Origin of the sequence: Microcoleus sp. N9_A2 (assembly GCF_036701775.1) — a bacterium.
Classification (GTDB): Bacteria; Cyanobacteriota; Cyanobacteriia; order Cyanobacteriales; family Microcoleaceae; genus Microcoleus.
The window spans coordinates 1-23449 of sequence record NZ_JAUBRH010000081.1 but is presented as its reverse complement, the minus strand read 5'-3'; the positions used below and the strand labels follow the sequence as shown (position 1 = coordinate 23449).

Genomic DNA, 23449 nt, shown 5'->3' with positions numbered 1-23449 from the left:
TACTCATGATGGTCTCGGATGATTCACTTTTACCCCCTCAATCTGCCTATGTGCCAGTTGGGGGTGCGGAATGTGGGTTTAAAAATAGTACGTGGGGACTCTGCGAAACGGGAGTGCTAGTCATCTAAACGCCCAAAAGACATCACCGCGCTCAAAGAGCAAACGCGGTGAGTTTGGGAACCTGAGTAATCAGGATATTAAGGTTGCGAAATCTTAAGAATCTCAGTCGCTTTAGCGCTGAGAGTGTCAATACAATGAGTGCTCGTCTCGTCGCCATCCAAAGAATGCTGGTTGGCTGGGCCCAACATCGCGGCAGGATCGCTCCTCACAGGAGCGCGGCTCTCATCCCACCCCAAATCAAAGATTATGGGCTCGGGATTCCCGCCTGTCTAGCTAACTCTAAACGATGAGTTAAACAATTGATTTACCGGACACAATTTAACTGGGGCGAAAGGATTCGAACCTCTGAATGGCTGGACCAAAACCAGCTGCCTTACCACTTGGCGACGCCCCAACGTCTCAACATTTACTATACTAACACCCAGACACGGGAATCTGTCAAGCACTTTGACAATAAAATTTAAAAAATCTTTTTGAAACCGATCGCCCGCAAGTTTATTCTTTGATCGCACGGGGGCGAGCTACCGGGATTTCAATACTGAAATCCGCTCCCTGTCCAGGTTGCGAGATACAGTTCAAGCTTCCTCCGTGTTTTTCCACCACAATCTGGTAGCTGATAGACAAGCCGAGTCCCGTACCCTTGCCCACAGGTTTAGTGGTAAAGAAAGGGTCAAACAAGTGGCATTTAGCTTTTTCGGCCAATCCGGGCCCGCTGTCTTGAATCCGAATCACCACAACTTGAGGACTCGACTTTCCTGAATCATCAGCCTCCGAGTTTGGGGCCACCACCGCCGTCGAGATTTTGATCGTCTTGGGTGGGGGCTGATTTTCCAAAGAGTCGATCGCATTCGCCAAAATATTCATAAATACTTGGTTTAGCTGCCCGGGATAGCACTCTACCTTCGGGAAGTTGCCGTAGTCTTTAATTACCTCAATTCCCGGTATTAGCCCATTTGACTTCAAGCGGCTCTGCAAAATCAGCAGCGTGCTGTCAATCCCTTCGTGAATGTCCACCAGCTTCATCTCTGCTTCGTCGTGCCGCGCAAAGTTCCGCAGAGACAGGACTATTTGGCGGATGCGTTCGGTTCCCATCTCTATTGAAGACAGAATTTTCAGCAAATCGGGCGCTATGAAATCAACATCGATTTCTTCGCTTTTGTCGAGAATTTCGGGGCAAGGCTCGGGGTAGTGCTTTTGATACAAGTGCAGCAAATCCAGCAGATTTTTCATGTACTGCTTGCAATAAGTCAAGTTGCCGTAAATAAAATTAACCGGATTGTTAATTTCATGGGCGACGCCGGCGACCATTTGACCGAGAGAGGACATTTTTTCGTTTTGGATGAGCTGAGCTTCTTTCTGCTGCAACTGCTGCAAAGTTTCCGTCAGTTGGCGGGCTTGAGTTTGGGCGGCTAAGGCTGCCGCGCGGGTTTGGGCGTAGAGTTCGGCTTGGTCGATCGCGATCGCCAGTTGATCAACCACCGCTTGCAGCAATTCCACTTCGCTCGTCGTCCAGGAATGGTGGCTGCTGTAATGGTTGCAAACTACAGCACCCATTTGACCGGAGCGAGTCTTGAGTGGCAGCAGCAGCTTAGAAAAAATCCCGAGACTGGTCAAAAAATCTCGCGTGGGCGGTTCTATGCACAGTGCTGTTGCCGCGTCCCCGATCCGGAGCGTTTGGCGGTGGCAAATTTTCTCGGCCAGCAGGGTTACTTGTTCGATCGGATATTCTGTAAGCCGCTCTTTCAGTTCGGGATTTGCCGCCTCGTGGGTGATTGCAAAGCTTGGCTGCCCGTCTCGCGAGATAGAGTACCACAAAAAGTAGCACTGGTCAACCTGCAACAAGCTGCGAATTTCGTTGACAGCCGTATCTAAAATTTTGTCGAGGTCGAGGGAATTCCGCATCTGGCTGGCGAGACCGAACAGCAGGCCTTCCCGGCGGCTCAACAATTCTTCTCGGGCCGTGATGCGATCGATCGCCACGGCGATGGCGTTAGCCATGCAGCCCAGAACTTCTAGCGCTCCCTCGCTTACCAAAGCGCTACTGCACAGAGCCAGCACTCCCACCAGCCGCTCCTCCACTATCAGCGGATAGGCAATGGCGCAGAGAGACGGGTTCGACAGTAGGCATACAGGAGCCGTTTGGAGTTTTCCCGCTTCTGCTCGCACCCAATCTTCTATTTCCCGTTCCCACCCTTCGATGGTGAGTCCTGAATCTGCCTGCAATTCTAACTGCTCTGTCTGCGGGTTGAACGTCCAGATACTCGCCTCTTTGGCGTCGAGGTAATCTACCATTGCCTCGGTGCAGCGGTTGAGGATGGGCGATATTTTCCCACCTTGTCCGAGGGCTGCACCGACTTTAGCTTGCAGAGATCCCAAGCGAGCTCGCTCTTGTAGGGACGCTGCCGTTAGTTGGCGATCGGAGGTGTCCCCAGGGCCGGCAACAATTTCTCCGATTGGTTGGGTATCGTCCGTGCGCCCGATGCCCGCTGAATTTTCCCACAAATATTGAGATTTGCCTGTTTCCCCCAGCGTTGGGAGCTTTTTTGTTGCGTATATTCTCCTGCTGCTCTGTGGCGTATGCACCGCACACAAGCTGGATGGGTTCGAGCCAGGAACTAACTCGGAGATTTGCTGGCTGTTCGAGCTGATATCTTCTGCCTCTGGCAACTGTTTCTGGGCATTGACTAATTGCCAGCGCAGCTCCACCAAACTCGCAACTTGCCGGCTCAAAGCTTGCAGACCTTGTATCGTTTCTTTTGTCAAGTCTCGCGGCACCGAGTCCATGACGGATAGCACTCCCAGCACCTGCCCATCAGAGCTGACTACTGGGATTCCGGCGTAAAATTTCACGAAGGGGTAGAAAACGATCAGCGGGTGTTCGCCAAATCTCACATCTGTGGAAGCGTCTTGGACAATGGCGGCAGGCAGTTCTTTAAAGGAATTTATAGGGAGTTCGATCGCAAATTCGGGAGCAACTGGCGGTTGTTGCAGGGAAATTGCCCGGTCAAATTCCGAGTTTGAGTTTGAGCTCTTGGTGAACTCTTCGGGAGTTTGATCCAGGGCGCGATCGCAAAAATTCAGGTAACGGTGGGCCAAAGTTCGATCGATACCTAACTGCGACTTCAACCAGTGGCGATTACCGTCAATCAAGCTCAAGAAAGCAATAGGAGTTCGGCTGATTTGAGCTGCCAAACCGACCAAATTGTCCAAGCAAGCATCTGGAGCAGAGCCGAGAAGCTGATACAAGTCAATGTTATGGAGATTGAACACTTTTTTACCAAGAGGCAAGGGTGCTTTCATCATGTGTAACTGCCCGTCTAGTTGCTGGCAACCGCCCTTCTCAATACTTTAGAGAAAAACAAGCTATGAATTGTGTGATGGGAGACTGTGGGCGCAACTTCGGCGCAGGCTGCTTGCGCCGAATTCAAACTAACCTCTTGACTGATCTGGAAACTTTTGAGTTATCGGAGTTAGAACAGCCCAGATCTAAGACTATACAAATTATACTTCCAGTTGACTATGCTTTTGAATACCTCCGGCTCTCTAAATCTCAGAGCCTCTGTTGGGAGGAAGCAGCTTTCCAAAATATATGACGATTGCTTACCTAGAATTTTTTTATCAGTTTAATTGTATTTTAACAGACTTATCTAATCGTGGGTAGCTGGCTTGCTGGTAGATTTAAATCAGGGGTTTGTGCCACAATACCAGTGTCCCTTACCGAGCTGTGCCTTAGCCGGGAGTTCAACTACAGTTAGGAGATGAATTACAAAAGATTGGTAAGATGTTAAACTTTGTAACAATAGTTGTTCAAACTCGACCTTTTAGGGTTTCTGGGCCCGGATGCACATTTTGCAACTGTTGTAATTGCCGATCGACCACTCTCCCAATCCCTTTTTTCGAGTTTGAGGTGAAAAAAGAGGGGTAATGTTTCAACTAACGCTCCAACGGGGTTGACAATTATTGTGTAGAGGCAACTCTCAAAAAATAACTGCAGGAAGTATGTTTTGTATTTTCAAGAACTATAAATAAACAGGGAGAAGAATATGTCTGCAAGTAGCAGTCAAGTACCAACTATTTTGGCAGTTGATGATAGCGTCGTGATGCAAGGACTTGTTAAACAAGCCTTAAGCAAAGAGTTTCGAGTTCTCGTAACCGACAATGCAGTGGATGCTTTGTCAACGATTTATCACGAACAAATTTCTGTTTTGTTGCTGGATGTTTCGATGCCTGGTATTGACGGATTGGAACTCTGCCGCACGGTGCGGAGCTTGCCTCAGTTTCAGAATTTGCCGATCGTAATGCTGACAGCGCGAGATGGAGCCTTTGATAAGGTACAGGGGCGTTTGGCGGGAGCAACAGAGTATTTAACTAAGCCGTTTGATGCTGATAAGTTGCGCGAGGTAATTGGTAAGTTTATCAAAATCAAATAATTGGACTTAGAAAAAAAAATAGTTTTGAGTAATTAATGAAGTAATTTAAGTAATTAATGAACTAAAAAGTTGCGATCGCCCTCTCTGATCCTCGACTTCTTTAACAAGTCGGGGGGCGGGGCATTCTGCACAATTTGCGAGGTAAGTCCTAAATTTTTAATTTTGCCAGGAGTAAAGGAGCGATCGCACTGACAGGTAGAACATATTGGGCGGCACCGAGGGCGATCGCCTCCTTGGGCATTCCGAAGACAATGCAGCTAGCTTCGTCTTGAGCGATTGTCAACCCGCCTTGTCTGGCGATCGCCAACATTCCGTCAGCACCATCTCTACCCATTCCTGTCAGCAAAACCCCCGCTGCTGCCCGACTATAAAAATTAGCTACCGACTTAAATGTCACCGTTACAGAAGGGCAGTGTCCTTCGGCATGAGCAGCTTCTGAATAAACAAATCGCCCTTGAGAGTCCAATTCTAAATGACGTTTTTCGGGCGGGAAATAAACAGTTCCTGCTTGTGGCAATTCCCCAAAAGAAGCTATCTTAACAGGCAGTTTCGATTCACAACCCAGCCAATCAACTAATCCTTGCAAAAAACCTTCACTGATGTGCTGGACACAAATTATAGGCACTGGAAAACTAGCCGGAAGTTTAGAAATAATTGCGTACAGTGCTTGCGGCCCCCCTGTAGAAGCCCCTATAGCCAATACTTTAATAGTGGGAGATTTAACATTTTCGTTGGAAAATTTGTAATTAGGAACTGGTGCTTGGTTAATTTTTACAACTTGATTATTATCTTGTGTTGGCATAGTTTTTTGATGCCGTGTAAATACTTTAACTCCTGAGAGTATTTTAACCTTAGCTATTAATTGACTGGCTAGGCGCTCGTAATCTGATACCAACCCGCCCATCGGTTTAGGAAAAACATCCAATGCACCAGCCTTTAACACTTGAAATACATTCTGAGTATCATTCGCTTGCACTGAAGCACTAATTACTAAAATTGGTAGCGGATATTTCTTCATTACTTCTTCGGTAAATTCTAACCCGTTCATTGGTGCCATATTCAAATCCGTACAGATTACTTGGGGCTGAAGTTTGGGGATTAATTCTAGTCCTTCTAATCCGTTGCAAGCTGTTCCTACAACTTGGATGTCTGGCGAGGACTCAAAAATTCGTTTGAGGACGAGCGTAACTACTGGAGAATCTTCAACTAACAATAGTTTAATGGGCGATAACATCAGTTTGCTGGGGAATGGGGAATGGGAAATGGGGAATGGGGAATAGGGCACTTGTGCTGCCCTTCGACTTACTTCCATTCGGCGAAGCTGAGCGGGCAAACCGCCCAGGGCGAGTGGCTACACTCAGCACGAGTCGCTCAGTAACCGCGTAGTCAAAGTATTGGGCATTGATCAGCATCTATGCACTGGTAATTGTGCACTGGGCACTGGATATTCGGCCTTGCTAATTGGTAGTAAATAACAAATGCCTAATAACCAAGGAGTAATGACTAATGACTAAACTAACCTTTTTAGTGTCTCTACCAACACATCTTGATTGAAAGTACCTTTAGGAATATAAGCATTTGCCCCCGCATCAGCCCCTCTTTTTCTATCTTCATCCGATGCCAAAGATGTCACTAAAATTATCGGCAACTCACTGTATTCTTTTTGCTCCCGAATCTTAACAGTCAGAGCCAAACCATCTAAATTTGGCATTTGTACGTCAGAAATCACAGCATCAAAATCGCGAGTTTTCAATTTATGGAAAGCATCCAATCCGTCTACCGCAGTCACAACTTCGTAACCCGCACCTTCCAGGATGCGCTTTTCTTGAGTGCGCGTGGCTATCGAGTCTTCTGCTAATAGTATAACTTGTTTTCTGCTGGCAGTCTCAAGTTGCGATCGCGCACCAGAAACCCCACGGGACGAAACTTGCTGGCGTACAGATTTTATCAAATCGTGGGGATTGAGTACCATACAAACTTCCCCAGTACCCAGAATTGTGGCGCCCGAAATATTTCGCACCCGTTTCAGCAATTGACTTTGAGGTTTCATCACCACATCCTGTTCGTCTATCAAAGCATCTACAAATAATCCAAATCTTTCCTCCCCAACTTTCAAAACAATACAAGGCATTTTTGAAGAAGTTGAATTTAGGAAGTAATTTTGATTTTTTCTCAGAGTTTCGCTCCCAGTTTCCTGTCTCAAATACCGATTTTTTTGCCACCCTTGTCTATTGTTTAATTCTAGTAAATCTGTCAGATGAGCAACTGACAGAGGGTGACCCTTTGAAAGTATAGTTTCCTTACCTTCTATAGCAAATATCTCAGACTGAGACACCTGTTGAGCCGTGTCTACAAACTCTACTGGCAGAGCATAAGGAATGTCTTCAACTATGACAATTAATACATTTGCTGTAGCTAAAGACGTGCTGATTTGCAGCCTCAAAGTGCATCCTTTACCCGGTAAAGACTCTACTTGGATACTACCTTTTAGGGCTTCAACATTAGTGCGAACTACATCTAAACCCACCCCGCGCCCCGATATTTCGGTAACAAATTTTTTGGTCGAAAACCCCGGAGTAAAAATCAAAGATTGTACTTGATTATCGGTCATTTCTGCCAGTTCTTCAAGCGTACAAATATTACGTTTTACAGCCATTTGTTTGATGCTCTCTAGATTTAGTCCCCGGCCATCATCAGCAACTTCAATAATAATATTGCTAGCAATATTATAGCCTTTAATTCGGAGAGTAGCCACGGGAGGTTTGCCGAGCTTTTTCCGCTCTGCAACAGTTTCAATACCGTGGTCGATCGCATTTCTAATCATGTGCATTAAAGGGTCTTTCATTTCCTCTAAAATGCGTTTATCTGCTGTAGTTTCGCCTCCTTCAATCACTAATGCAACTTCTTTACCTTCCCGTTTCGCTAAGTCTCGAACAGTGCGAGGAAATAAATTAAAAATAGTAGACAAAGGCAGCAGTCTCAGAGTGCGAATTCCTGATTCTAATGCCTCAGCGATTAATTCGAGTCTGGCAGTATCTTCATAAACTCGATTTCTCAATCGGTTGACTAAAGTTCCGAGACGTTCTAAACGTTCTTCTGTACGTTGATAGTAATCCTGCAATTGGCTAAATTTACCGTTAGGTTTAATACCATTTTCATCTATTTGCATCCGATCAAAACTCAAGCTCGTTACAAAATATTCTCGGCTCCACTCTTCCCACAAAGTTGTAATTTGTTCGATCTCTGCAACTCGGTGTCCTAGCCGAGTTTTTGTGACAGTAAGTTCCCCTGCTTGAGTCATTAAATCGTCTAAATTTTGAGTAGCAACGCGAATGGTTTCAATGCGGTAAGATGAGGTTGAGGATGCAGTAACTGCCGACTGCGAAGCCGACTCACTTGCCGGCCCAGAAGGTACCGGCAAGTTTTGATCTTGCCGTAGAAATTCTGGCTTTGATTGTAGGGGTAAAAAAGAGGAATTTTTCTCTAAGTTAAGGACTTCAGAAGTTTCAACATTTGTTTCTAGTTCTTGAATAAGAGGCTCAGTAAATTGCGGTTCTACCAACGGTTGTTCTGGTACTTGTGAAGATGAGGGATCTACTATTGAGGCTGCAGCCTGTGGCTGTGGCTGACTAGAAGAACCCATCATGCTAGCGAGGATGTAAAAAGTATTAACGCCGGAATCTTCGCCGGTAACGGCTTCGTTAACGAGTTTCCGCATGGCCTCTAAACCTTGCGAAAGTCGATCGCTAATATCCAAATTCAGTTGAGTTTCTCCCCGCTTGACACCCTCCAAAATATGCTCCATTTGATGAGCTAAAGATGCTACATTCTTTACGCCCAGCATCCCAGCATCACCTTTAAGAGAATGGGTTTCCCGCAACAATTGTTCTAGCTTAGCTAAGTCGCTGGGATGTTGTTCTAAGTACAGCAATCCATCGTCTAGTTTCTGTAAGTGTTCTTGACTAGCGACTTTAAATACATCTCGAAGTTCTTGATCTTCAATCATCATATATGTTTTTGAGTAATAGGTAATTGAGCATGGCTCATGGGTAATTGGTAATGATAATTATGTGGAATAGTCAGTCGATTGCTAATGACTAATGACTAATGACTAATGACTAATGACTACACTACTTCTTTAAGATTAAATGCAGCTTCTGTGAGTTGTTGAGTACCGATTTTAACTTGAGTAATGCCGCTGACTGTTTGAGACGCGGATTCCTTCAGAGAACTCATGGCATCACCTACTTGCTGAATCGCTATCGCCTGCTCTTTAATATTAAAAGAAATTTGCTGGTTGCTAGCAAACACCAGATTGCAAGCTTCCCTCACACCTGTAAAAGCTTCTGCCGTATCTTGTGCTGTTTTCACCCCTGCTGCAACCGTTTTGCGACTATCTTCAGTTGCTTTTACCGTTGAGTCGATCGCGCCCTTAATTTCTGGAATAATACCATTAATCTTTTGTGCTGCTTGTTGGCTTTCATCTGCTAACTTACGAATTTCGCTTGCTACCACCGCAAAACCTTTACCGTACTCGCCGGCTCTGACTGCTTCAACAGCGGCGTTGAGAGCCAGCATATTAGTTTGGCTGGCTAAATCGCTAACCAAACTTGCGAGAGTCGATATATTGCCAATCTGACTCGTGCTGTCGTCTAGTCGATGATTTTGCTTAGAAATTGCCACCACAGCTTCTCTAAGATTCAGCATTTGATTGAGAGTTTGATCTACCTTTTTAGTACCTTCTTCGGCTAGATTTAAAGCTTGGCGAGCGGCAATGGCAACAGACTCAGCTTGCTCGGCTGTTTGCTGAGAAGATCTGCCCAAATTTTCTAGAGTTATAGTTGTTTGATTAACCGAGACAAATTGCCTATTTGCTATTTGCTCTTGCCTGTTCATATTAGATTCTATTTGCAGTGAAAATGAGGATATTTGGTAAATTAACCCACGAATCAGAGCAACAATTTTTTGCATAAAAAACCCGCCCAAGCCCAGCACCACAGCTAGGGTAACAATAACAATAAGCGCTGCTATTTGGTGAAGAGAATCAATAGAAGCAAAGAGCAATCTTTTGGGTGAAGTATCCACAATTACTAAAAATTTATTAGGATTTTCTTTGCTCGGTAAAACTGTATGGTAGCTAATCACTAGATCCCTATTTTCAAGATTTCCCTTACCACCTAATAGTATTTTAGCAACTATGTCTGGTGAATAATCATTTTTGATGTTTTCGTTAGTTTTTAGATCAAATCCCCAGGCTTTTTTAGGATTGGGATGAGCCAGATAATACCCATCTTGATTTAAGATAAAAGATTGGTCTGATAGTTCAGGATTAAAATTTTTAACCATATCGATCAGAGTGCTACCCAGAGCATTAATAATGACAAAGCCTTTTCTTTCTCCTTTGGGATTAAAAATTGGAGTTGCGTAGCGAATTGTTGGCTTGTAAGGAATTTCTATTCTCCCCCTTTCCTTATTCAGATTTAAGGAAGACACATAGACTTCTCCTGGTTTTAGCTTCATAGTTGCCGAAAAGTAATCTGTGTCTGCTTTATTTTGTAGTTGAGAATCTGGAATAACGTTGATATTTGTGCCGTCAGAATCTAAGCGCACGATCTCCTTACCTTTGTGATCTATGTAACGCAATTGCATATAATATGGCTTAGCTTCCATCATGGACAAAAATGTGACTTGCATTTGCTCAACCCACTCTTTATAAGTTGCATTAGTGTTTTTGTCTCCTCCATTTCCTTCTTGAGTTCTAATAATTCCCTTAATAGGGGGAGTTTTGCGGAGAAACAAAATATCTGCTCTCAGATTTTCAAACTTGTTAATCATTTGATTGGCGGTGGAATTAACACTGTCACTAAGAGTTATTAATGCTAACTTTTGCAGTGCTGCTGTGGAAGAAGAAATACCATACCAACCAACAAGAGATACTGGAATCAAGGTACTTAAGATTAGAAGCAGCAGCAGTCGGTGCTGCATTTTTTTGAGAAATTTGTTAATCATTGTTTACTGGGAATTGGTTACTGGTAACTTGTACGCTCGCGTAGAAGTATAGGGCATTGGGAACTTGTACGCTCGCGTAGCAGAAGTATAGGGCATTGGGAATAGGTAATAGGTAATAGGGAATTGGTAGTAAATAACAACTCATAACTCACAAATAATAACTCACAAATAACAACTAACTACACTGCTGATTTGAGATTAGGTTCTGATTGGCCCCAAAACAAGTTATTACTCCAGTTAATATCACTGGAATTGTACCGCGGCCGAGCGCCAAAGCAATTGCTTTAATTCTTAAGGATATATTTGGCTTTTTTGGGGAACTACTCATAATTCATTGATCTCCTACAAAACTGCTTTCAAATCTAAGGCCGCTTCATTCAGTTTTTGAGTACCGACTTTAGTTTGACTGATACCGCAAGCGGTTTGGGCTGCGGCTTGATTGAGGGAGTTCATAGCTTGCACTACCTGTTCGATCGCGATCAATTGCTGTTTGGCATTCAGCGAAATTTGCTGCGAACTCAAAACCACATTGTTAATGGCATTGGCAACTCCTGCAAATGCTGCTGCAGTTTCTGAGGCAATATTCACGCCAGATTCCACAGTTTTAGTCCCTTCGTCTGTCACCATTACCGTTGAGTTAATCGCCCTTTGAATATCAGCAACTAATAGATTAATTTGTGTTCCTGATTTTTTACTGCGATCGGCAAGTTTGCGAATTTCTGACGCCACCACGCCAAACCCCTTGCCGTGTTCTCCCGCCCGCACTGCTTCAACAGCAGCATTGAGTGCTAACATATTAGTTTGATTGGCCAAATCGCTAACAACAGTTGAGATATTACCAATGTGATCTGTTTGTTCGCTCAACTTTATAATTTGTCCTTGGATATCCTGAACTTTAGTTTTCAGACTTGCCATTGCTTCTAAAGTTTGTTCTACAGCTTTTGTGCCACCTCCCGCTAAATTCAAAGCTTGCATTGCTTGAACGACGGCGGTTTCGATCTGCTGTGATGTCGCCCTTGAAGATGCTCCCAATTCGTCCATTGTAGTAGTAGTTTGATTTACTGAAGCTGCTTGCTGACTTGCCATGCGTTCCTGTTCTTCCACGGTGGCTGCAATCTCAGTGGAAGAAGAGGCGATAGAACTAATTGCGCTCTCGATAGTTGCAACAATTCCTGACGAGATCAGCCAAGCCATACCCGTACCAAACAGCACTAACAGCACCGAACCAACCAGCAGCGTCGATACCAAAACGCTTAAAGCTTCCTTGGTCATTTTCGTTTTTTGATTAACCAGATTTAATTCTGTTTCCCGAAATTCCCGGTTCACTTTCAAAAATTCATTCACTACATTTTTGTATTTGCCTGTATTAAATACAGCGATGGCTGTCGCTGTCTGATTTTGCAGCACTAAGCGAACAATGTCTTCGTTACAACCCTCATAATATTGCTTGACTAGCTTTTGCATCCTCTGCAAACGAATTCTCTGTTCGGGATCTTTAACGGTCGGCGCTACATTATCCGCCGACTGCTGAGCCCACTCTGCACCTGTGTGAAAATCAGTTAAAAAATCATTATTTTTATTAATTAAATACCCACGTAGCCCCCGTACCATTTGCTCCGCACCTAGGGATATATTAGTTGTTTCTCCGAGTACGTGCTGTACCCTTTCTGTTTCTTGGAAAGTTTTCAACACCTGATGTGTAGTAGCGACAACTACTACGGGAAACCCTAAGTATATAGCGGCTGGCGCTAGATATCCGAGCAGCATCTTGTTTCTAATGTTTAAGTTGTTTATTTTAGAAAACATATTTTTCTCCTTAATTTAAGCAAGTGCATACACGAATTAGATTTTTTTGTCAAATAGCGCTTTAAAAGCCAATTTGGTATAACTAACTTCTTTAGTCCTGGACGCATTTCAAGATAATTCTCTCATGCTGAGTCCCGATCCTTACCAGTCCTGATCTGTACGTTGGATCGGGATTGCGAAGGAAATAAAGTATCAAGCCAGATGCTTCACTTGACTCATGATACATAGGCTTTGCGTAAGTCCTGTTCTTGATTTGATTCAAACCTCTTCATCAACAACTAATCCTCCTTTTGTCAGAAGTTTTTGCAAGTTCAGAATAGCCATCATTTTTTCCCCGTAAATAGCTGTCCCCCGTAGATATTCGCGGTTGGCAGAATGCAGTGCTGCCGGAACAGCCGCCATTTCCGACACATTTAAGTATATAATATCTAATATTTCGTCAACAACTATACCAGCGACTAAATCCGCCACTTCAACAACGATCGCCTTAGAGATATAATTTGCAGTCTCCAACATATTTAAAGACATATTTAAAACACTGCGAATATCAATTAGCGTCACAATTTCTCCCCGTAAATTCATATTTCCCACTATGCGATTGGGAGTGCAAGGAACCGGAGTTACTTGCTTAATATCAGTAAATTCGCGCACTAGATCCAAAGGAATACTAAAGTATTCACCATTCAAAACAAACACCGCCAAAGACATATTAATTGCAGCATCATTTTCCCCCTCGCCTTGCCGCCTCAAATTATTAGTCCGCGATTGAAAAATTGCTTTGTCTTCGGGGGTAGCCTGCGGGCAAAAAACGTGACTATTGCTCAAAACTGTAGGATTTTTGCCTAACAATTTTGCACTTATTTGCGAGTGTAAATTTTCCGTCTCTGCCTCACCCGCTGTTTCTTGATTACCTGCATTGCTTGGAGAAACAGGCCAGCTTTCTTCTGACTTTTCGGGAGAATATCGAATTAAGTGATCGAGATTCAGCAGCATGATAATATCGGCTTCGCAGCGGGCAAGTCCAGCTACAAAATGATGAGAGGGTTCAGAATTCTCTCGCCCGTAAGATAGCTGCGGAGTGATGGCATCTTCTGAGAGTTCCTTAACTTCGCGAACTTGATTGACAATTATACCGACTTTGGATTCTTGCCACTCGATGACGATCGTACTATCTGTCACAGCATACTCCTGCCAAGCGTATCCAAAACGGAGATTCAGATCCATCACGGGCAGAATTTCGCCCCGAAGGTCGATCGCCCCAACAATATCTTGAGGTACTTCTGCAATTGCTGTCAACTCCGGCAGAAAGAAAATTTCCCGAACGTAGCAGGCTTCTATACCGCAGAGAAAACCGTTATGTTCAAAGATAAGATACGGTTTAGTTTCCATATTTTAGTGTACAGTTTCTTTACTGTATAATTTTAACAATTTTTTTTTTAACATTCATCAGCACTTGACTAGCTGTCATTTTTTCCTGTGAATCTATGGGAGTGTTTGGTGGTAGTGCTTTCAGGATTTCACAAGATGAATTGTACATTTTAAGAGCTCTTTTTACTTGACCTTCTTTATTGTATATATTCCCTAGTTCTATATAAGCTGAAACAAAAGAGGGACACATATAAATAGTCCTCTTTAATAATTTTTTTGCTGTTTCCAATTGCCCCTGTTCTTCAGCAATTTGAGCTTGTAAATAATCAGTATATACTGATCCAGGCTCTACTTTTCTGGCTCTATTACAGTATTCTATTGCCTGAGAATAATTGCCGGCATTTGCCTGAACTTTAGCGATTAAAAAATAAGCTTCAAAATTAGGTCCCTGCAAGTCTATGGCCTCTTGTGCCTTGTTAATTGCCTCAGCATAATATTGATTTTTAAATAATTTTTTAGCCTCTAATATTAGCATTTGAGGCGTATTATTTGGAGTAGTTTCTGCTATTATTTTTTGTGTAACTGACACGGCATTGTTCGGCAAGCCGTCCTCCAGATAGCGAGAGGGCAGCATCTTCCCCAGCGGATTACTTGTGTTTAATACGGGCGGTATCTCTGGAAAATTGCTGTTAGTAGTAAAACTAGGTGGCATCGTCTGCCCAGTTAGCAACTCACCACTATAATCGCCCATAGTATCTGCTTTGGGGAATTCCCGAAATGCCGAGTTGGCTTCCCCTACCGTCGCAACCCTAGACTCTATTTGAGAGCATTCCTCCATTACTGCATCCCGACGCTGATACACCAACGACTCGGGGAAAATCTTGGGTTGAAACTCGTTCATAATTTGACCGTAAACTTCAGCGTGACCGGTCATTAAATATCCTCCAGGTCTCAGGGTATTGGAAAATTTTTTCAGTACCAGTGAAATATATTTATGTTCAAAATAAACAAAAACGTTTCTACATAAAATTAAGTCGATGTTATAAATATTTTGGTAAATATTAGGAAACTCATCTGTGATTAAATTTACACAGCTAAAGTTGACACTTTCTCGCAATTTTTGATTAATTTCCCAATCATTTTGCCTCTGATGAAAATACTGCTTTTGTATCTGCGGTTCAACCAAGCGAAATGACCAATGACTGTAAACTCCCTGGGGCGCTTTTTTGATTACTTTTTCATTGATATCTGTACCTAAAATTAATATTTTCCATTGTTCCCAATCGGGAATCAATTGTTTTAAAACAATAGCTAAAGAATAAGGTTCTTCACCGGTGGAGCAGCCCGCACTCCAGATTCGCAGTGTCGGCTGCATTCCCAAGGTCTTGTGCAAGTTTCTTTTATGCTCTATCAATTCAGGAAAAATTACTTTTTTTAACAGACCAAACTGTCCTTTGTCTCGCATAAAATAACTTTCACTTGTTGTTAACAGCAATACTAATTCTGACCATTCATTTTTACTTTCCAAATTTTGGGCGGTTAAAAGTTTATAATATTTTTCGGGTTCTGAAATTTTTTTTTCTCTCATTCGAGTCATAATTTTATGAGACAAACCAGCTCGATCTTGGGATCTAATTCGCACTCCAATCTCAGTAGTAATTAAGTTGATAAATAGCTGAACTAGGGAATCATTCATGTCAACTCAGGTAGATTTGTTTAATAAGTTGGGAAGTGGCAACTTTTACTGAGCTGGTGCTGAGTTTGTGCTGAGCATAGCTGCTAGCCTGCGGCTCGTCCGTTCGCAAAGCCGTTCGCAAAGCCGAAGGGAAGTGCGTAGCTGAAATATTGGGAATTGGGGAACTTGTAAGCTCGTGTAGTCTAAGTATTGGTAATTGGAAATTGGGGAATTAAAAATTAGAAATTGGGAATTTAGCCGATCGCATTAACAAGAACAGTATCACACCACATCATATCAGAAACTTGCCAGCTACTCAAAAGAAAAAGGCAAAAGGTAAAAGACACAAGCCAGGAAAAAATTATCCCTTCTGCCTTCTACCTTCGGCCTTCACAGGCACTAATCTCCAACTTTAAGCTGGAAAAATCCGCAGGCGGCGATTGGGTTCTTCCCCAAAACTGTGGGATTTCAGGTGATAGTGTTCCACAAGTTCGTGCTGCATTTTGCGGACGTTAGGAGAACGGGGCAGGAGTTCGACCGGCTGTCCCTTGGGAATGACAATTTGCTCGACAGCCAAGCGGGTTTCTTCGAGAGCTTCGAGCTCGTCAGAAGTACCGCTGCGGGCGAATAAGGCGAGGTCTGCCACTTCCGGGGTGCCGGGGTCGTCCATGTCCAACAAGCGCCGCAAAGCTCTCGCTACGTGGGGAATAGTGCCGGCCTTAATTGTGTGCAGGGGAACTTGGCGAGTTTTGGCCAAGTGCCTTAATTTTGACTGGTTCCGCACGTTCGATCGCAAAGCCAAAACCACGTCAGCACTTTCAATATCCTTCGTCAGCAGCACCGGCAGGTTCAGCGTCGAAATCACCTGTTCGAGCTGGTGGCGAGCTATGCCGTAAGGATAAACGTGGAGGGGCAAATCTTCGCCGTTAGGGCCGACATTCTGGGAATAACGTCCCCGGTGCTGCGGTACTGGTTCCACGGACAGAGATTCTTCGAGGAGTTGCTCGAAATACCGAGTCTCAGGAGCCACCGGCGCGCTGTTAGCTGCTGCGAATTTTTCGCCTTGAGGGGGCATCGGCACCATTTTGCCGGCACTCCGCCACCCAGAAATCGGTGTGACTGGCCGCATTGCTGATACCGCAGCGGGGCCGCCCGAAGCTGGCATCCCTGGGAACCGCGCGGGGGGAGATACTGATTCGCGCTCGATAATTACTTCTCCACTGTCGCTGACGCTTCTGATTTGCTGGTTCGGTTCGCGTCCCCGCAGCAAACTGTCGATCGAATCTGCAACTCGCTCGTGGATTACCCAGCGCTGGCGTTCGAGCATTTCGACGGCTATTTCAAAAGTTGGCGGTGATTTGCGCTCCAAAACCGTCTTTTGAGAACCGCGCCGCCTTGCTTCGTCATCTCCTAGCGTCACCGCTTGGATTCCCCCAATTAAGTCTGCCAGAGTCGGGTTTTTCATCAAGTTTTCGATGCGGTTCCCGTGGGCGGTACCGACCAATTGCACGCCCCTTTCGGCGATCGTCCGAGCCGCCAAAGCTTCGAGTTCCGTGCCGATTTCGTCAATCACGATCACTTCGGGCATATGGTTTTCCACTGCTTCGATCATGACTTGGTGCTGGAGTTCGGGACGGGAAACTTGCATTCTGCGAGCTCTGCCGATCGCTGGGTGGGGAATATCTCCATCTCCGGCGATTTCGTTGGAGGTGTCGATGATTACCACTCGTTTTTCCAAGTCATCGGCAAGCACGCGGGCAATTTCTCGCAGGGCCGTGGTTTTGCCAACACCGGGGCGGCCGAGCATCAAAATTGACTGACCGGTTTCCACTAAATCGCGGATAATGCCGATCGTCCCGAACACAGCGCGGCCCACCCTCAATGTCAAGCCGATAATCTCGCCGCTGCGGTTGCGAAGGGCGCTAATTCGGTGCAGGGTTTGCTCGATACCGGCTCGATTGTCGCCGCCGAAGTGGCCGACTCGCTCGATGCAATAGCTGAGGTCTGCCTTGGAAATCGGTGTTTGGGAAAGATGTTCGGCCAAGGATGGAAAACGAGCTTCTGGTCGGCGGCCCAAATCCATGACAATCTCAATGAGATTGTTGCGCTGCGGGTGCTGCTCTAGGGGCTGCCGGATCTCGTCTGGCACGATTTCTAATAATCTGTTGAGGTCGTCTGTAATCTGCATTCGCCTCGATGTGTTCGGTGACGTTTTCAACTTTTTAGTCATTAGTTATTAGTCATTAGTCATTAGTCATTAGTACCAATGCCCAATTCCCAATTCCCAATGCCCAATTCCCAATGACTAAAATTCTTTGAGCTGGGAAACTAGAGAACAAGCTAAACTCACGGCCTCCGAGAGAAGTTCTGGGACGGCTTCGAGCTGAGTCAACCGAGGTGTTTGAACTCCGGCTGCTGGCTGGGCTGCTGCTGGAATTGCCAATGCTCGATCGGCCTGCATTGTTTCTAACTGTTCTAAAATTGGCGATAGCAAAACCCTGGCATAGCTGCCGTAAGCTACACCTGCAATGTATTGGACAGGGGGAACTGACAAATTTTTCCCGCCATCCAACAGCAGTCCCTCGGCTCTCAGCTTGCTGACAGTATGAGCATTAGTGCCGCCTGCAAGTTGCACGTATCCCGGCAACTGGGCAGCCAAAACTTTTTGACCGAGTTTCACCGCGGCTCTAGTAGTTCCTGTTCCGATATCTCCGCTCATCGGCCTACCGTCTGTTTGCCAAATTAGGGGACAAGGAAGGGGGGAAATTATTTGATAGAGTGTCCGCAAATAATCAATCAAACCGTCTCCATCGGGGCAACTAATTGCTATTACCTTGAGTTGAGCGACCCAAGGAGCTATGCTCGACCAAAGTCGCGCAAAATCTGCCTCTCTGCCTACTTGCGTGTGGATTTCTAGGGCGTCCGCACCGGATTGCAAGATTAAAGGTGCGATCGCGCCGGGAGCAGACACGTAAGAACGAGTATAAATCAGTTGGCTCGGACAAATCGGCAGACAGCGACCGCAGCCATAGCATTGCTGGTCTATCACCCCGGAAAAACCACTGCCAGCACTCTGAAAAACTATTGCTTCGGCTGGACATATTTTTTCGCACGGCCGCCAGCAGTCCGCCGGACAATCGGCTGGGTTGAATTCGGCTTTGCGAAAATGCGGGTCTTCCCCATCGTTTAAACTCACCATCAGCAACGGCAACCCTTTGCCGCCAAACCTGCGGTTTTGAGTTCTTGCCTGTAATTCGCTGGCCACTTGTAGGGCTTCTTTCGCTGCGGCGACGGCGGCGGGATCTGCCGCGACATCGATACAGTCAGCGCCTGCTAAGGTGTAAGCCAAGGTGAGATTCCGTACCGCAGGCAGGTGTTGAAAGCTCGCCCCACAGATCAGCTTGAACCAATGGCCACCTTTTAATGAGTTTAGGGGATGATAATGTTCTGTCACCCTTATATGTTAATCCTTTGAGCTAAAAATTACGAGGCAAAAATTTGTACTGAGTTTTCCGACTCAGGCAGATACAAGTATCAAAACGCTACCGATAGGAGTGGGACTTGGGGGATCAGCCCCAGATGTGGAGTATCGGCCGTAACTTTTTTGGCAATCTAATTTTTTTAAGAGTTTTTGTTACGGGTACGATTTTTAATTGTTGGCTGAGGTTTTAATTGCAGGCAGACTTATAATACTATCATTTGTTAGCGGTGGGTGCAAGAGAAAAGCCGACTATTATTGCAGGATTGAGAGTTTTGGACTCTCTTAACTCGATTCGGAGCATCTAGCGCTAACCAAAGCACCTGCGCGTATTGAGCGCACTCAAACCAAGGCAGAATGAAAGTTAAATAGCCGATCGCCACTGCTGCTATGTCGGTATTTGGGGGCGCGATCGCACAGTGCAAGCAATATCCCCACAAAGCAAAACTAGCGATCGCACCCAGAATGCCTGTAGAAATAGCAGTATCTAAAATCCAATTGTGAGCTTTATAACTCAGTATTATTTCAGTGCGAATCTGTCCGTTTGGGGCAACATAATCATAAGAAAACTGACCTAAATTCACAATTTCAGGAACCTGATTGGGATGGGCGACAAAAGGATATGCGATGCCAAATCCGTTAAAACCCCAGCCAAAGAGAGGCCGTTTTTGAATCCCGCGCACAGCAAGTTCCCACAAGGGCGATCGGCTGGACATTACTTGTGCAACAGATACCCGATTCCAGTCCAGAGGTCTAGTAAAAGTCATCGCACTAATTGCCACTAAGCCGATCGCAAAAGCGGGAATTAATTGTTTGTAATATTGCCGTCCCAACAAGTAAGATAGTGATATAATTAAAGATAAAATTGCTGTGCGAGTGTTGGTAAATAGCAAAGCGGGGAGAATGAGAGATAAAGCGAGAGTAAAAGTGCGATCACTAATTAATTTCCGCTTCCAAGCTACGGCACAAATAACGGCTGTCAGAGCCAATACTATAGCTGCGTGGCCGCGGTGCGAGAAAAGTGCGATCGGCTGCTGTCCTCTAAAAATCGTACTAGCCAAAACATCATTAGCGACAAGCTGACCGGAAGTAGCAGTATAATCAATTTGCCAGTTGACAACTTGCCCAAAAACGCTAACAGCTACAACCGCACCTCCTATCAGCAAACCCCGCATTTGAGAGAGAAACAGTTCGGGATGAAGTTTTAGTAGCAACCTATTACTCAGCGAAAAAATAGCAATTAACAGCCAGTACAGCCAGCCGTCTCCCATTTGGTCTTGTCCCCAAAAAGAACGCTCCGGAAAAGAACTTTTTACGGTAGAAATCGCTCCCACAGTCAAAAAAAATCCCCACAAAATCAGGCAGACTTTCCACTGCCGGGAAAAAGTTAAAAGTTTCCTTTCTTCCCATAAAAATGATAAATTTGAAAGCACAATCAGCAGGACAACAAAAACTTTAGATTGCGTCCAAATTTCGCCGCGGCTGCCTCCCCAAGGGTTGATGAGAATGAGGCTGAAAGCATATAGCAGAGTATAAAGATTTTTCATCGGAAAGATAGTTGTGTTATTGGGATCTTTGTGTCATTGCCAGCGAATCGAAGCAATCGCAGAATCTTCTGTTCATTCGATAGTGATTCCTGTAAGGGCGGGTTCACCAACAATATCTGCTAATAATTGACAATCTCAAAAACCCGCCCCGGTCGGGATATTAGGCTCTATAAAATTTATTCAACCTGTCGCTTTTTCCGCAAAATATGGCGTATCCCAGCGAACCACAGCAGCATTCCATTAGCCGCCAAAATACTCCCAGGTTCCGGTACAGCTTCCGCATCAATGGGCTTGGGAATTTGCCGCATCTTGAAACTTCCTTCCCGTTCCTTAAAAGCTAATTGAATCGGAAATGCTGTTTCTGCTGTCTCACCAAATAATGAATCAATGCCAGTGATTCTAAAATTATCTACTGGATAACCCAATAAAGAAACAAAGTCTAATTTATCTCCCGGACTGAAATTACCGAGGATCGAATCTCCTACTGCAACAGTAAATTCCTGGTCATCGCCCGCAGGAAAATCGAGAATTTCAGTAAATAAAGTGTCTTCCTGAGATTGGAATTCAAAGCCGTAAGTAGTTGGAGGGTCAAACCAGCGGCAGCCGGGAACTTTGTTGAAGACTTGCCAGCCATTTTGGATAGAATTGGGAAGGATGGGGTTTTGCTGTGTCAGGCCGCGCATTTCTTTTCCGAAGCCGCCGCCACCGCTAGTTGCTACGCTAAAATCTGGCGATTCTTGTGGGTCGTAAACATCAACAAAAAGCTCGTAATTGCCTGTGTCTTGACCGCGAGCACCTCCACCAGCAGCACGGACATCGAAGTTGATATTGCCGCTACTGCCCACAGTACCAGTTAGTGCGGAGGCAAAGCCATTTCCTACAGGGCTACTGTCGTCGTCAAATCCTAGCTGAAAACCTGAGTCATTGTCAGTGCTTAAGAATGTGTTGGGGTTGCAGCGATTGGAGGGGAGGTCGTTGTTTGTCCAGGCTATATATTTTGAACCTGGAGTAAGGTCAGAAAGGTTAAAACGGTCTACTTCAAAACCGGAGGCGAGGCTGTCGGAAAACTTTTTAGAAGTTTTAGGAGGAATAAATATGCTTTTCCAGCCCCATGATATCCCATTATATATTGTCACTTGAGTTGGGTTATTAATGGGATCTTTGACCTCAGCAAGATAAAGTTCTGCACTCCAGTTTTTGTTGTTATAATAGATATCTGCTCGAGATGGAGTATCCACAAAAAGAATTCTTTGGTCGGGAAGCCTTCTCACCTGACCATAGGTGTCGTAAAAAGGGTTAAATGTTGGTTTTAGGGGGTCGATAAAACCTGGTTGAGTTTGCTCTAGTACCGTATCAATTTTATCGTCAGGAGTTCCCGGCGGTTGCTTGATAACTCCCTGTAGGGTAACGGTATAAGCATGATTGTTAACTACCCGTTGGATAAAATGGACGTTACTTCCTACTGGATCTAGACCGACACCAGGGTTATAAAGAACTTGTATTTCAGCCCCAACAGTTTCTTGGTCACTAAGAAAAATAAAGGGAGCATAAACCCCAATATCAAACCGGCGTTGCTGGATACAGGTATGAATTCAAGATTTCGCAATTGCTATAAACCCTCGGAGGGTGAGTTTTGTAACTTCAAGCGAAAAGGGAATTCATACCGTGAATCAGCAACGCCTATCAAACCTACCTGTTAAAGACCCTACAGGTTGCGCCTTGTTAAACGTCCAACCCTTTTGTGCCCAAACAGATGACGTTAGCAGGTTAAAAAAATCATTGGTGCCGCCTAGTGGAAGTTCTGAGACTGAGGTAGTAGAGACAGTCACAGTACCAACACCCGGCTCCGTATGAGATATTGATAAACAGTAAGGCGAGTTTGGAGAAGTGCATATCGGTTCTGGTGGTTGGGATGGCATTGTGAAAGAAAACGCGAAACTGGCTCGACCTGTGAGTAAAATTAGCAAGGGCGAACTTAATAAAATTATCCACTGTTGCGATAATTTCATTTTTGACAACTCCTGATTATGGGGTAGGAAATATCTGTCTCGGCTTGAAATCGAGTAAAAATTGGCTCTTAAGTTCTATTTAGATTCAGACTGGACGACGCGGAACTTCACAAAGGGTGTTACCATCTGACCCGTCCAAATCCCTTGTGTTAATTTGTATTCATATATCTGGGGTTCATCACAGAATAATACTGGTCTAAAATTGACGTATGTCAACCTAATTTGATAGTTACCAGACCCAATATCGAAAGTCCATCCGCCACCCAATCCATCATTGCCTCCGAAGAGAAGCTGATTGTTCTGCCAGAAAAGTTCCGCTTTCAAGAAAAAGGTTAGACTTTCTCGTGGTTGAACTAAGGGACAAGCCAGTTGCGGAGAGTTGAGAAGCATACCTCTACCCCCAGATCGCCGTAATAAATTACCATCAGCATCTACTATTGCTAGTGGAAATACCAGCAGGGGATCGAGTGGAGGAAAGCGAATGGGGTAAGGTGTGTCGTTTGTAATTTGAAAACCGATCCGAACAGGAGTAGTAGCATCTTGTTTTTCAGGTATGCGCCATACCCGGTCTGGTACTAAAATTTCCAACCGAATACCATTTCTTTCAACTGCATTGCTATCGATATTGCTATGTGTTGATTCAAAGGATGTCAATTCAGTTTCCCTCCCCTGTTCCGCATCAACAGCCCCAGCTAACACTCTGGGTACATGGCCGAGCGTGATTACACCAGAAGTGTCAGGTTGTTTTTTGGGGATGGTCAATACAGGCTCTGGCATTATGCTTTCAAATCGGATGCCATCAATTTCAGCGGATTTCAACTCAGTCACCCTCATTACTCCTATGTCAGAGGGCGCTGTCGATCCTGCGGACACATGGCTCAGTGCCATTACACCGGAAAGGATTAAAGCCAATAAAAATAAGCCCAAATGGTATCCGCTCAATAAGTAGGGGTAGCAGAGAAAAAAAAGTAAGCAGAGTACACAAAGTGTCATAAAATAGGAAACAT

At 44.8% G+C, this 23449-nt stretch carries 12 protein-coding genes, 1 tRNA gene and 1 pseudogene; 1 reads left to right on the top strand and 13 read right to left on the bottom strand.

Annotated features, from left to right (window positions below; translation table 11 throughout):
- Positions 1–442: 442 nt before the first annotated feature.
- Both QUA44_RS27675 and QUA44_RS27670 read right to left on the bottom strand, forming a co-directional pair.
- A tRNA-Gln gene (locus QUA44_RS27675) sits at positions 443–514 on the bottom strand.
- Between the two features lie 101 nt (positions 515–615).
- Positions 616–3423 carry a GAF domain-containing protein gene (locus QUA44_RS27670; protein ID WP_333256338.1) on the bottom strand — a complete coding sequence of 936 codons (2808 nt, stop codon included), beginning with the start codon at positions 3421–3423 and terminating at the stop codon, positions 616–618.
- Between the two features lie 740 nt (positions 3424–4163).
- Between QUA44_RS27670 and QUA44_RS27665 the strand changes: the two genes are divergently transcribed.
- A complete protein-coding gene (locus tag QUA44_RS27665; protein ID WP_015175702.1) occupies positions 4164–4550 on the top strand; it encodes a response regulator in 387 nt (128 codons plus the stop codon).
- A gap of 148 nt (positions 4551–4698) precedes the next feature.
- Here QUA44_RS27665 and cheB read toward each other — a convergent pair whose 3' ends face one another.
- The 11 genes and pseudogenes from cheB to QUA44_RS27610 form a co-directional block, all read right to left on the bottom strand.
- Positions 4699–5784, bottom strand: a complete 1086-nt coding sequence (gene cheB, locus QUA44_RS27660; RefSeq protein WP_333256336.1) for a chemotaxis-specific protein-glutamate methyltransferase CheB — start codon at positions 5782–5784, stop codon at positions 4699–4701.
- Between the two features lie 276 nt (positions 5785–6060).
- A complete protein-coding gene (locus QUA44_RS27655) occupies positions 6061–8556 on the bottom strand; it encodes a hybrid sensor histidine kinase/response regulator (RefSeq protein WP_333256343.1) in 2496 nt (831 codons plus the stop codon).
- A 119-nt stretch (positions 8557–8675) separates the two neighbouring features.
- Positions 8676–10559 (bottom strand): methyl-accepting chemotaxis protein, encoded by a 1884-nt coding sequence (locus QUA44_RS27650; protein ID WP_333256333.1) that lies wholly within the window; start codon positions 10557–10559, stop codon positions 8676–8678.
- A 342-nt stretch (positions 10560–10901) separates the two neighbouring features.
- The gene (locus QUA44_RS27645; RefSeq protein ID WP_333256331.1) at positions 10902–12365 is read right to left on the bottom strand and encodes a methyl-accepting chemotaxis protein; all 1464 of its coding nucleotides are present in this window, start codon (positions 12363–12365) and stop codon (positions 10902–10904) included.
- Positions 12366–12623: 258 nt separating this feature from the next.
- A complete protein-coding gene (locus QUA44_RS27640; protein WP_333256328.1) occupies positions 12624–13754 on the bottom strand; it encodes a chemotaxis protein CheW in 1131 nt (376 codons plus the stop codon).
- Between the two features lie 19 nt (positions 13755–13773).
- Entirely contained in the window at positions 13774–15429 is a 1656-nt protein-coding gene (locus tag QUA44_RS27635) for a CheR family methyltransferase (protein ID WP_333256325.1), read from the bottom strand.
- A gap of 391 nt (positions 15430–15820) precedes the next feature.
- On the bottom strand, positions 15821–17596 hold the full coding sequence (locus QUA44_RS27630) for a R3H domain-containing nucleic acid-binding protein (RefSeq protein ID WP_333256341.1): 1776 nt from the start codon (positions 17594–17596) through the stop codon (positions 15821–15823).
- Positions 17597–17713: 117 nt separating this feature from the next.
- A complete protein-coding gene (gene ldpA, locus QUA44_RS27625) occupies positions 17714–18862 on the bottom strand; it encodes a circadian clock protein LdpA (protein WP_333256322.1) in 1149 nt (382 codons plus the stop codon).
- A gap of 248 nt (positions 18863–19110) precedes the next feature.
- The gene (locus QUA44_RS27620; RefSeq protein WP_333256319.1) at positions 19111–20433 is read right to left on the bottom strand and encodes an O-antigen ligase family protein; all 1323 of its coding nucleotides are present in this window, start codon (positions 20431–20433) and stop codon (positions 19111–19113) included.
- 176 nt (positions 20434–20609) lie between these two features.
- Positions 20610–21671: a hypothetical protein gene (locus QUA44_RS27615; RefSeq protein WP_333256317.1), complete on the bottom strand. Its 1062-nt coding sequence runs from the start codon at positions 21669–21671 to the stop codon at positions 20610–20612.
- Between the two features lie 846 nt (positions 21672–22517).
- Positions 22518–23449 (bottom strand): annotated as a pseudogene (locus QUA44_RS27610) (hypothetical protein); the annotation flags it as partial.